Origin of the sequence: Cupriavidus sp. UGS-1 (assembly GCF_021213615.1) — a bacterium.
Classification (GTDB): domain Bacteria; phylum Pseudomonadota; class Gammaproteobacteria; order Burkholderiales; family Burkholderiaceae; genus Cupriavidus.
In genome coordinates this window covers 44,712-56,646 of sequence record NZ_JAJQJF010000013.1, presented here as the reverse complement: position 1 = coordinate 56,646, position 11,935 = coordinate 44,712, and the positions used below count along the sequence as shown (strand labels likewise).

The window sequence follows — 11,935 nt, the reverse complement described above, 5'->3', positions numbered from 1 at the left end:
CCGCCCGGACCGGCGCGCCATTCCCAAGTACAAGGAGAGACCATGAAGTCCCGAACGAACGAGCAGCCTCTGCATGGGCAACGTCTGTATCGCCGCCGTCTGCTGCAATTGGCCGGAGGCGCGGCGTTGCTGCCGGCCGCCCGGCTGGTGCAGGCCGACGACATCGCCCGGGTGGTGCAGCGGGCCGAGACCGCGGCGCCAGCCGAAGCCATCCGCGAGGATCTGATGTCCCACTTCCGCGAGCTCGATGTCGACGGCTGCTTCGCCATGCTCGACGTCAAGGCGAACCGGCTGTCGCTGGTCAACGCGCCGCGCGCGAAGACGCGCATGGTGCCGGCCTCGACCTACAAGATTCCGAACAGCTTGATCGCCTTCGAAACGGGCGTCGTGGCCGATCCCGACCAGATTCAGCCGTACGGCGGCGGCAAGACGCGATTTCCGCAGTGGCAGCGCGACATGAACCTGCGTGAGGCGATCGCGATGTCGAATGTGCCGGTGTACCAGGGCGTCGCGCGCCGCATCGGCATGCAACGAATGCAGACGTGGGTCGACCGCCTCGACTATGGCAATCGCGATTTGGGCAAGCAGGTGGATCAGTTCTGGCTGCGCGGGCCGCTGGCCATTTCGGCCGTGGAGCAGACCCGTTTTCTCGCGCGGCTGGCGCAGCAGCAGCTGCCGGCCTCGCGGCTCAGCCAGCAATGGGTGCGGGAGATCCTGAAGGTCGAATCGGGCGGCGACTACGCGCTATTCGCGAAGACCGGCTGGGCGATGGACGCCGGGCTGAACCACGGCTGGTGGGTGGGTTGGGTCGAGCGCAACGGTGGCGTGTTTACCTTCGCGCTCAATATGGATCTGCAGCGCGAGGAACTGGCGCCAAAGCGCCTGACCATCGCGCGAGCGCTGATGGTAGAACTGGGCGCATTGCCCGCGGAAGGCGGGTCGGCGCGCAAGACGAGTTAGCGCGGGGGCTTGCCGCGCCTGTCGGATGACGACGGTGCGCGGGCCTCACGCCTACGAGGCGGTGGTCAGACTGTCGCGTCCAGCCGACGCGCGAGCTTTCGCCACGGCGGCCTTGCGCTTGCCCTTGGTGAAGCTCGACAGGCCGTCGATCACATCGCGCCCGTAGGCGACGGCCGCTTCGATCGCCTCGCGCGGGCTATTGGCGCGGTGCGAACGCAGCGCGGGCAGTCCGGTCGACGGCGCTCCGCCCAGGGCAATGATATTGATCGTTGCCTCGAAGCTGTCGCGCGCGGTGCCCGACTTGCCGGCCTGTTCGGCGGTGTGATGGACGTGGGCCGAGAGGCGATAGCCCTTGTAGACGGCGTGGTTGGCGTACATGGTGGACTCCTTGGTAATGCGCGCGCTCAATGGCGGCGCAAGCGCGCAATCGCGCGTTCGCCCGCTTGCCGGGCAACCTGCTTGGCCTGCGCTTCCGTGCGATGCAGCGTGTCGCGTACCGCGACGTTTTCGAGCACCCGCTCGCGGCCGCTTTCATAGCGGCTGACGATGTAAGTGGCGAACCACTGGCCGGGGCTTTGCTGGATCGGATGGACGGCGACGGTGTATTGATTGTGGTTTTGTTGTGGATTCATGTGATTGGAATGGGGCGGTCCCTTGCCCTGTCCGGTGGATCCGCGCGCGAATGCGTCAGCGTGAGAAACGACGCGTGCAGGCGGACTTCGGGCGCCGTGGCGCGTGGTGACACGCGCGACTTGCGACTTACCGAAAACGGCGATGGTCACTGCGCGTGATGCCGGCTCGGAGTGAGCGGGAACATCCGCGATGCGATGACTGATTGGGAACGCTTGGGTGGTGAATGCCGGACGTCAGGTCGGGCGGCGGGGCCCTCGGGGCCAGCCGGACAGTGTCTTGTCTTAATAATCTGTCCGGGTTTTCGCCTCTTGGGGCGAAGGCACACACTATAGCACGGTTACCTCGCGAGCACGGCGGCGCTGGAATTGCCGCCGTGCTGACGCGGGTCACATCCTCACAGATGCAGCACGCCCCGAATCGTCTCCGCCAGATCCTTCGCCAGGAACTTCGACACATACGCATCCGCGCCAACCTTGCGCACATGATCCTCGCTGGCATTGCCCGACAGCGACGAGTGGATGACCACCGGAATGCCCTGGAAGCGCTTGTCCGCCTTGATCTTGCGGGTCAGCGTGAAGCCGTCCATTTCAGGCATTTCCAGATCGGTCAGCACGCAAGCAATCTCATCGCGCACCGCGCGTCCGGCTTTCGCCGCGTGGGTGGCGATGTCGTTGAGCTCGTCCCACGCTTCCTGGCCGGTCTTGGTCATCACCACGGACACACCCATCGCATCGAGGCCCTGCTCGATCAGGCTGCGGGCGAGAGCGGAATCGTCTGCCGCGAGGATCTTCGTACCCGGACGCAGCGAGAGCTTCGGTCCCACAGTCGAAGGATCGACATCCGGCTGGCTGGTCGGCAGCACGTCGCGCAGGATCTGTTCGACGTCGAGCACCTGCACCAGCCGAGCGTCCGGGGTGTCTGCATTGAGCTTGGCAATGCTGGTCACCAGTCCGCCCTTGGTGCTGGCCTCGGCCGACACGACCTCGTTCCACTCCAGCCGCACGATCTCCTCGACACCTTCGACCGCGAAGCCCTGCGTTGAGCGCGCGTACTCGGTGACCAGCAGGATGCCGCAGCTGCCGCCCTGTGGCTGGCATCCAACGATTTTGGCCAGATCGATGACCGGGATAACCTGTCCCCGAATATCCGCCATGCCAAGCATGGCCGGCGCGCCGCCCACCACCGTGGTGATTTTCGGCATTACCAGAATTTCGCGAACTTTGAATACATTGATCCCGAAAATCTCGTTCTGACCCGACCGCTCCGCATTTCCTAGCCGGAACAACAACAATTCGAACTGATTATTGTTGGTCAGGTTGGTCCGCTCGTCGATTTCCTTCATCAAGCCGCTCATGACTTCCCTTTGCTCCTCGCGACGCCCGCACGAGCGGTGGCGCTGTGTCTTGTCAATGTCACACGAACGTCGAGCCGGGATACGCGCCCGGGCCGCTCGTGGTACGGACCATTAACGGCCTCGGCGCGCCAACCTTGAGCGGCCGTGTCTGCACCAAGACAGGGAATTTTGTAAACAGATATTTACTTAAGTCAGATGTAAAAACTTCTGAAGGCAGATTTTCAAATTCGCCGCTATGATCCCGTGTGCGTCGATGTAACACCATTGATACATCAATTACAAATAGACATCGTTCCCGGTACGCGCTCGGCTCGCGTGGCCGGAACGAGGCAAGGCAGCACCCGCGCGGTTTGCGGGATGTTTCCTGCTACGGGTAGAGCAAGAAGGGGCGGTTAGACCGGGTAAACCGGCGAATCGGGTAGGAGTAGTAGCTATGCACGAGCCGAATAGGGTGCAGTGGCGTCAACCCAGGCGCCTGCTCCCGACTGGCATGCGTTCGCGTCGCGGCGAAGGCATGCTGTCAAGTTGCGTCCATTCCACTTTGCAGTTCATCGGACCGCGAGGACGAGCCGTTCGTCCCGTTGCGACCGCGGTCGACGTTCGCCGTTTCCTGCTGCGTTCCGCCACAGGCGCTTTGCCCTGATGGCGGTCCTCGGCACGACCGTTTGATTCGTGCGACAAATTTTCCGCAGTTCACATTCGTTTTAATTCCTGTTCGCGGTCCGTCGCTATCATCGGCAACGAGCCCTTCGATGTATTTTCTTTAATACAAAGAATACATTTGAGGTGCATTGTTCCGGTTTGACGAAGGCTTACGCCACCAGAACAACAAGGCCACCGCTAATCCCGACCCGTAACGGATGGGAACTCGGTAGGGCCACAGCGGCGAAATCGGGACGGGACCAGGCAATTTGGTATGGAGAAATTCGAGATGCTCGAGCCGAACACCACAGCCCTGTCGCAAGGCTGTGACGCGCCCCTGGGCCACACCCTCCGTGTGGGCCGCATCGGCGTCCGCACGCCGATCGCCGCGCTGGCTATTGCCGCATCCGTGGGCCTTGGCGCAGTCGCGACCAATGCCGCGGCGCAAGCCGCACCGGCGAACGCGCCGCAAGGCGCTGCCGCAACGTTCCAGAAGCAGGCCGCCGACCTCGGCATCAAGTCGTGCGCGAACCTGTTCGCCGCGCTGGGCGAGAGCCTGACGCGCGGCACCACCTACGCGTCCAACGCGTCGACGCAAAAGGACGCACCGAACGATCACGCCGCGCAAGCCGTCGTCGGCATGCGCTATGACACGCCGAACTACAAGGGCCAATCGGCCGGCGTTATCTTCACGTCGCCGACCAAGACCGGTTGCGAGGGTGGGCTGGTGCGCGTCGCACCGTTCCCGCAATCGTGTCCCGATGTCGTCAAGCAGCTGCCGCAAGGCAGCTCCTTGGCCACCACGCTGTCCGGTACGCCGCTGTACAACCTCGGCGGCAACCAAGGGCAGGCGCTGCTGGTTCCCAGCGGCTCCAGCTGTGTCGTTGTCACGGTCGCAAGCGCCATGGATCGCCGATGAAGTGATCCAGGCAGCGGGCGCACCGCTTCTCTAACGCATCGGCCGCTTCAGGCCGGGCGTCTTTCTTATTCGATTTGGGGATCGAAACCCGGCTGGCGCCGGGGAAGGGGGGCTTTTTGTCTTCGCAAATGGCCCATGTCAGTTTGGCGAACTTTCTGGGGGTAGTCGCCATGCATCAAACCACTACGGTATGGCTGGCCAGTGCTCGGTCCAGCCTTGGCAATAACACAATCGCGCGGAGGGCTTTGGCATGAACAAGTCCTATCGCACGATCTGGAACGAGTCTCTCGGCGCGTGGGTTGCAGCCTCGGAGCTGACCAAGGCGCGCGGCAAGCCCAACAAGAGCGCGGTAGCTCTGGCCGTTGGGGCGATGCTGATCGGCGGCATGTCGCCGGCACTGGCGGGGCCGCAAGGCGGAGATAGCGGCGTAAACACCGGCGTAGGTGGCGCCATCGCGGTGTCGTCGAACATTGCTGGTTTTGATCCAGCCCGCGCATGGGCTGGCTCCATTGCGATTGGCGCTGGCGCGTTTGCCGATTCGATCAACGATACCGACGCGGCTTTGGCTGCCGCCAACGGTGGGATCGCCATCGGCAATGGCGCCACAACAGGAACAAATACGGGCAACCGCCAGGTTGCACTCGGTGCGCGCGCACAGGCATTCGGCACGGACAACGTCGCCCTCGGCACGCAGGCAAGTACCGCAGCGGGTACGGTCAATTCGGTGGCCATCGGCAATGCGGCTTCTGTGACGGCCAGCAATGCGCTGGCCTTCGGCTCTTCCTCCGTGGCTGGCGGCCTGAATTCCATCGCGATCGGTTTCCAGGCGAACGGGTCCGGAGCGGACGCTATTGCATTCGGACGCATGGCACAGGCAACGAATGCTGCGGCCACATCGCTGGGCAATGCCGCGGCGGCGCGGGGTAACAGTTCACTGGCACTTGGTCCGCAAGCACTTGCGATGGGCGACAGCACGGTCGCCGTTGGGCAGGGTGCAGGCGCCGGCTCCACCGTGGCCAATAATGGCTCCATTGCAATGGGGGTGGCAGCGGGCGCACTCGTTAGCGGCGCACAGAACACCGCCATTGGTGGAGGTGTTCCGAGCGCCATGCGTGGCGCGGGTTCCGGCGTATCAGGCGCGCGAAACGTCGCGGTAGGTGTAGGGGACGGCACCGTAACATATGACGGCACGCTGGACGCTGCCGCAGGTAGCCTGGTTTCGGGCAACGACAACGTAGCCATTGGTACCAATGCGGGCATCGGCGTCACCGCGAACGCAACCACCTCGATCGGCTATAACGCGAGCGCAACGGCCGAAAAAGCAACGGCCCTCGGCGTGAACAGCGTCGCGTCTGCCACAAACGCCATCGCGATCGGCGACGCGGACGCGACCGGTGGTGCCTCCATTGCTGCTGGTTACGGTAGCCAAGCGCAAGGCGTTACCTCCACGGCGCTTGGCTACAACAGCCGCGCGATCGGGGACAACACAACCGCTGTAGGACAGAGTGCCGGCTTGGGTTCAACTGTTGGCAGCACCGGCTCCCTAGCGCTAGGCGGGGCAGCCGGCATGAACGTCAGCGGTGCGCAGAACGTCGCTGCGGGTGGGGGCATCATCAGCGTCATGACAGGTGCAGGTTCGGGTGTTACGGGCACGCGGAACGTCGCCGTGGGCACCGGAGATGGCTCCGTCATGTATGACGCGACCTTCCAGGCTGCCGCCGGCAACAACGTGACGGGCAATGACAACGTCGCCATCGGCACGAACGCCGGTATCGGCGTTAGCGCCAACGCGACGACGTCGATCGGCCTCAATGCGAAAGCGAACGGCCTCAACGCGATCGCGATGGGTACGGGTGCGCAGGCTACCGGCGCGAACAGCATCAGCATCGGTACGGGCAACGTCGTCAGCGGCGCGAATTCCGGTGCATTCGGCGATCCCAGCACCATTACCGGTACGGGCTCCTACTCGCTGGGTAACAACAACACCATCAACGCGAACAATGCGTTTGTGGTCGGCAATGGCGTGACCATCCCGACGGGCCTCGATGGTTCGGTGGTGTTGGGCAATGCGTCGACGGTTGCAGCCCCGGTGCCGACGGCCAGCACCGTCATCAGCGGCACAACCTACAACTTCGCCGGAGCCGCGCCGACGAGCGTCGTCTCGGTCGGTGCCGCCGGTGCCGAACGCCAGATCCAGAACGTCGCGGCAGGCCGCATCGCCGAGACCTCGACCGACGCGATCAACGGTTCGCAGCTGTATGCGAGCAACCAAGCCATTTCGGCGGCAATCGCGGGCGCCGCGACGCATTACTACAGCGTGAATGACAACGGCACTCCCGCGGCGAACTACAACAACAATGGCGCTACCGGGCTCAATGCGATGGCGGCCGGCGTCGCTGCGACGGCGACGGCGAATATGGCCACCGCGATCGGTTATCAGGCGCGGAGCGAAGGGGCGTCCTCGGTCGCGATTGGTCACGGAGCCAACGTTACCGGCGCGTCGAGTACCAATTCCATCGCTATCGGATCCACTGCGACGGTGACCGGGTCAGACTCCATTGCGATAGGCGATGCCGCGCGCGCGCTGGCGCCGAATGCCTACAGCTTCGGGACTGGCGCGACGGCATCCGGGACGAACTCGATGGCGATGGGCCCAGGCGCCACTGCATCGGCAGATAATGCCAGCGCGTTCGGCCCGCACAGTTCCGCGACGGCCGTCAACGCTACCTCCCTGGGCAACAGCGCCCAGGCCGTAGCGACCAATTCGACCGCTCTCGGGACCGGCGCGGTCGCCAACAACGCGGGCGACGTGGCGCTGGGCCGGGGTTCGGTGACGGCTGCGGCGGTCGGTACGCCGGATGCCGTGATCGGGGGCAACACGTACACGTTCGCGGGCACTACGCCAACTTCGACGGTCAGCGTGGGTACACCTGGCTCGGAGCGCACCATCACCAACGTCGCGGCCGGGCGCCTGAGCAACACGTCGACCGACGCGGTGAACGGCTCGCAGCTGTACGCGACCAACCAGCAGGTGACGCAGAACACCACTGCGATCTCCAACATCAACAACGGCGCCGGCATCAAGTACTTCCACGCCAATTCGACGCTGCCGGACAGCCAGGCCATCGGTACGGATTCGGTCGCGATCGGTCCGAACGCCGTCGCCAACAACGCTGGCGACATCGCGCTCGGCTCGGGCTCGGTGACGGCAGCAGCGGTCGGCACGCCGGGTGCGACCATCGGTGGCAACGCTTACACCTTCGCGGGTGCCACGCCGACCTCGACGGTCAGCGTCGGTGCGCCGGGTGCCGAGCGGACCATCACCAACGTCGCGGCGGGACGCCTGAGCAACACCTCGACCGACGCGGTGAACGGCTCGCAGCTGTACGCGACCAACCAGCAGGTGGACCTGAACACCGCCGATATCACCAATCTGAACAACACGATCGACAACATCAACAACGGCGGCGGCATCAAGTACTTCCACGCCAATTCGACGTTGCCGGACAGCCAGGCGCTGGGTGCAAACTCGGTGGCGATCGGCCCGAACGCCGTCGCCAACAACGCCGGCGATATCGCGTTGGGCGCGGGTTCGGTCACTGCTGCCGCAGTGGGTACGGGCGGCGCGACCATCGGTGGCAACGCCTACACCTTCGCCGGTGCCACGCCGACCTCGACGGTCAGCGTGGGCGCGGTGGGCGCGGAGCGGACCATCACCAATGTCGCGGCTGGCCGCCTGAGCAACACGTCGACCGACGCGGTGAACGGCTCGCAGCTGTACGCGACGAATCAGCAGGTGGACCTGAACACCGCCGATATCACCAACCTGAACAACACGATCGACAACATCAACAACGGCGGCGGCATCAAGTACTTCCACGCCAATTCGACGTTGCCGGACAGCCAGGCGCTTGGCGCGAATTCGGTCGCGATCGGTCCGAACGCCGTCGCGAACAACGCCGGCGATATCGCGTTGGGCTCGGGTTCGGTGACGGCAGCGGCGGTGGGTACGTCGGGTGCGACCATCGGTGGCAACGCCTACACCTTCGCCGGTGCCACGCCGACCTCGACGGTCAGCGTGGGCGCGGTGGGCGCGGAGCGGACCATCACCAATGTCGCGGCGGGTCGCCTGAGCAATACGTCGACCGACGCGGTGAACGGCTCGCAGCTGTACGCGACCAACCAGCAGGTGGACCTGAACACGGGCAACATCGCCACCAACACGACCAATATCGCCAACCTGAACAACATCATCGGCGATATCAACAACGGCGCTGGCATCAAGTACTTCCACGCCAATTCGACGCTGGCCGACAGCCAGGCGCTCGGCACCGACAGCATCGCGGTCGGGCCGCAGGCGGTCGCCAACAACACGAACAGCATCGCGATGGGTAACGGCGCCGTCTCGAGTGTCGATGGCGGCGTGGCGCTGGGTTCGGGGTCGGTGTCGGATCGCGCGCTGGCGCCGGTCAGCGGCACCATCACGGCCGGTACCGCGATCGTTCCGTACAACACCACCGACGTGAACCTGGCCGGTGCGGTGTCGGTCGGCAATGCCGCGACCAACACGCTGCGCCAGATCACCAACGTGGCCGACGGTACCAGCGCGCATGACGCCGTGACGATCCGCCAGCTGCAGGGCGCGATCGGCTCGGTGACGGCCACCGGTACCAAGTACTTCCACGCGAACTCGACGCTGGCCGATTCGCTGGCCGTGGGTGTCGACTCGATTGCGGTGGGTCCGGAGACGATCGTCAACGGCGACAACGGCATCGGCATGGGCCGCAACGCCCAGGTCGCGCAGACCGCTCCCGGCGGTACCGCGATCGGCCAGAACTCGCTGGTGTCGCAGGCCGACGGCGTCGCGCTCGGTACCAACGCGCAGTCGCAAGGCATCCAGTCGCTGGCGCTGGGCGCGGGCTCGCAGGCGGTGTTTGCCAACAGCGTGGCGCTCGGCGCAGGCTCGGTGACGACGGTGGGCGCGCGTAGCGGCTACATCGGCTACGGCGTCGGCAGCCAGAACTCGGTCGGTGAAGTGTCGGTCGGCAATGCAGGCGCCGAACGCCAGATCACCAACGTGGCAGCCGGCTCGGCCCCGACCGATGCGGTCAACGTCAGCCAGCTGAACCAGGTCGCGCAGAACACCGCGACCTCGCTGGGCGGCGGTGCTTCGTACGATTCGACCACGGGTTCCTACACCGCGCCGACGTACTCGGTTGGCGGCGCCACGTATAACAACGTGGGCGACGCGCTGGGCGCACAGGACACCATCGTCAAGAATCAGGGTGACAGCATTGCCAACCACCTGGGCGGCGGCACGACCTACAACCCGGCAACCGGCACCATCGGCGGCGGCTTCACGGTCAACGGCAAGACCTACGCCAACGTGGCCGACGCGATCGGCGACACCGCCGGTCAGGTCGAGAACTCGATCCAGTACGACAACTCGGATCGGTCGCAGATCACGCTGGGCGGCACCAACGGGACGAAGATCACCAACGTCGCGGCGGGCAATATCAGCGAGAACTCGACCGATGCGGTCAACGGTTCGCAGCTGCACCAGACCAACACCACGGTCAACAACCTGGTCGAGGGCAAGATCGGTATCGTCAAGCAGGAAACGAGCAACGGTCCGATCTCGGTCGGTGGCGACACCGGCGGCACCACGGTCAACATGGCCGGCAAGGATGGCGATCGCCGCATCACCGGCGTGGCCGAAGGCACGGCGCCGACCGATGCGGTCAACGTCAACCAGCTGAACCGCATCAGCCAGGGCATCGACCAGAAGTTCGCGGGCATGGACAGCCGTATCCGCGCGGTCGAGAACCGGGCGAACGCCGGTATCGCGTCGGCGATGGCGATGGCTGGCCTGCCGCAGGCCTACCTGCCGAACAAGAGCATGCTGGCCATCGGTGCTGCCACGTTCAACGGTGAAACGGGCTACGCGCTCGGTCTGTCGCGAGTCTCGGACAACGGCTCGTGGGTCTACAAGGCGTCTGGTGCCGCTTCGTCGCGTGGCGACTACGGTGGCGCGGTGGGCGTCGGCTATCAGTGGTAAGCCGCACGGGATTGTCCGTGTAGCACGGGCGTGCGCCAGTCCCCCAGCTGGCGCACGCCCGACCACTACCCGATCATCAACGTCCCGCCGGCGCGATGACGCCATGCCGGGACAAGGAGTTCGAAACCATGTTTGATTCGATGAAACGCCATGCCGCACCCTGCGCCGCCTTGCTCGCGGCAGCGCTGCTGGCCGGCTGCGGCAACCTGAGCAAGATCGACGACAAAGGCCACACCGCTGCGCCGGTCTGGCCGAAGATGGATGTCGAGAACATGACGCTGCTCGAGGGCATCCATCCGGACCCGAACAGCCTCGCGCTGGTCAAGGCCGGCATGACCAAGGACCAGCTGTATCACCTGCTGGGCCGCCCGCACTTCCTCGAGGGCTTCTTCTTCGTGCGCGAATGGGACTACCTGTTCCATCTGCAGACGCCGTCCGGCGACAAGGCCTGCCAGTACAAGGTCCTGTTCGACCGCGACACGCGCGCGCAGGAATTCCTGTGGCGCGAGAAGGAGTGCGAGGAAGCGGCGAAGGCGTTGATCGCGAAGGCGAAAGCCTGACGCGTTGTGTTGGAAGCCGCTGGGCCCCCGCGTTCGCGGGGGCGTCGGAAGAATAGCCGTCGTCCCCGCGCAGGCGGGGACCCAGCGACTTGAGGTAGCATTGCCGGGCCTGTTTATTCGAGCAGACCATAGATATCTTGATCGGGCCGGTAACGGCCCTTGTTTTTTGGAGTTGCCATGTATCGCGCCGCATCGGTTGCCGCTTCCGTTCTTGCCGTGTTCGCCCTCGGCGCCTGCCAACAGATGCCCGCCCAGCAGGGTCAGCAGGCCGCGCCGATGGCGCCTGCCGCTGCGGCTCCTGTACCGGCTCCCGCTTCCGCACAAGCGCAGCGCGCCGCCGCTCCTCAACAGGCAGCGCAGCCCGCGGTTGAGTTCCGCCTGGCGCAGCCGGAACGCGCCCCCAACCTCAACGAACTGCGCATGGCCAATGCGACGTTGTGGGTCGCGCCGCAACCGGTTCTCGCGCGCGGTGATCTGAGCACGGTCGTGCCCGTCAAGGCGAAGGACGGCAAGTCGTACGTGCGCTTCAACTTCACGCAGCCCGGCGCGCAGAAGCTCGCTGCGTTGACGCAGCGGTTCTCCGGCAAGAACCTGGTGCTGACCGTTGGCGGCAATCTGGTGGCAACGCCGCGCATCGGCCGGCCCATCACCAACGGCGTGCTGTTCGTGCCGATGGCCAGCGAGCAGCAGGCGCTGAATGTCGCGGCCGTGATCGGCGGCGCCGGCGCGCCTGCAGCGCGGTAACACGATCCACCGTCGTCCCCGCGAACGCGGGGACCCAGTGACTTGATTGGGGCTGCAAAAGCCGC

The 11,935-nt window shown here is 65.0% G+C and carries 8 protein-coding genes; 5 read left to right on the top strand and 3 right to left on the bottom strand.

Features of this window, described 5'->3' with window-relative positions:
• Positions 1 to 42: 42 nt before the first annotated feature.
• Entirely contained in the window at positions 43 to 960 is a 918-nt protein-coding gene (gene blaOXA, locus LRR16_RS16930) for an OXA-837 family class D beta-lactamase (RefSeq protein ID WP_232206592.1), read from the top strand.
• 51 nt (positions 961 to 1,011) lie between these two features.
• Here blaOXA and LRR16_RS16925 read toward each other — a convergent pair whose 3' ends face one another.
• The 3 genes from LRR16_RS16925 to LRR16_RS16915 form a co-directional block, all read right to left on the bottom strand.
• A complete protein-coding gene (locus tag LRR16_RS16925) occupies positions 1,012 to 1,338 on the bottom strand; it encodes a GTP cyclohydrolase (protein WP_232206591.1) in 327 nt (108 codons plus the stop codon).
• Positions 1,339 to 1,364: 26 nt separating this feature from the next.
• Entirely contained in the window at positions 1,365 to 1,742 is a 378-nt protein-coding gene (locus LRR16_RS24520; protein ID WP_370646835.1) for a hypothetical protein, read from the bottom strand.
• A 245-nt stretch (positions 1,743 to 1,987) separates the two neighbouring features.
• Complete coding sequence (locus LRR16_RS16915; protein ID WP_232206590.1) at positions 1,988 to 2,947, bottom strand: chemotaxis protein; 960 nt, start codon at positions 2,945 to 2,947, stop codon at positions 1,988 to 1,990.
• A 916-nt stretch (positions 2,948 to 3,863) separates the two neighbouring features.
• On the opposite strand from LRR16_RS16915, the gene LRR16_RS16910 reads away from it, so the two are divergent.
• The 4 genes from LRR16_RS16910 (at position 3,864) to LRR16_RS16895 (ending at position 11,870) form a co-directional block, all read left to right on the top strand.
• Positions 3,864 to 4,508 carry a hypothetical protein gene (locus LRR16_RS16910; protein ID WP_232206589.1) on the top strand — a complete coding sequence of 215 codons (645 nt, stop codon included), beginning with the start codon at positions 3,864 to 3,866 and terminating at the stop codon, positions 4,506 to 4,508.
• 250 nt (positions 4,509 to 4,758) lie between these two features.
• Positions 4,759 to 10,566 (top strand): ESPR-type extended signal peptide-containing protein, encoded by a 5,808-nt coding sequence (locus LRR16_RS16905; protein ID WP_232206588.1) that lies wholly within the window; start codon positions 4,759 to 4,761, stop codon positions 10,564 to 10,566.
• Positions 10,567 to 10,694: 128 nt separating this feature from the next.
• Positions 10,695 to 11,126: an outer membrane protein assembly factor BamE gene (locus tag LRR16_RS16900; protein ID WP_006575714.1), complete on the top strand. Its 432-nt coding sequence runs from the start codon at positions 10,695 to 10,697 to the stop codon at positions 11,124 to 11,126.
• Between the two features lie 177 nt (positions 11,127 to 11,303).
• A complete protein-coding gene (locus LRR16_RS16895; protein WP_232206587.1) occupies positions 11,304 to 11,870 on the top strand; it encodes a hypothetical protein in 567 nt (188 codons plus the stop codon).
• The last annotated feature ends 65 nt before the right edge of the window (positions 11,871 to 11,935 follow it).

What these genes read in the sequence shown, in the direction of transcription:
- LRR16_RS16900 (WP_006575714.1), top strand. Translation starts at nt 10,695, where the DNA reads ATGTTTGATTCGATGAAACGCCATGCCGCACCCTGCGCCGCCTTGCTC.
- LRR16_RS16915 (WP_232206590.1), bottom strand. Translation starts at nt 2,947, where the DNA reads ATGAGCGGCTTGATGAAGGAAATCGACGAGCGGACCAACCTGACCAAC.
- LRR16_RS16895 (WP_232206587.1), top strand. Translation starts at nt 11,304, where the DNA reads ATGTATCGCGCCGCATCGGTTGCCGCTTCCGTTCTTGCCGTGTTCGCC.
- LRR16_RS16925 (WP_232206591.1), bottom strand. Translation starts at nt 1,338, where the DNA reads ATGTACGCCAACCACGCCGTCTACAAGGGCTATCGCCTCTCGGCCCAC.
- LRR16_RS16905 (WP_232206588.1), top strand. Translation starts at nt 4,759, where the DNA reads ATGAACAAGTCCTATCGCACGATCTGGAACGAGTCTCTCGGCGCGTGG.
- LRR16_RS16910 (WP_232206589.1), top strand. Translation starts at nt 3,864, where the DNA reads ATGGAGAAATTCGAGATGCTCGAGCCGAACACCACAGCCCTGTCGCAA.
- blaOXA (WP_232206592.1), top strand. Translation starts at nt 43, where the DNA reads ATGAAGTCCCGAACGAACGAGCAGCCTCTGCATGGGCAACGTCTGTAT.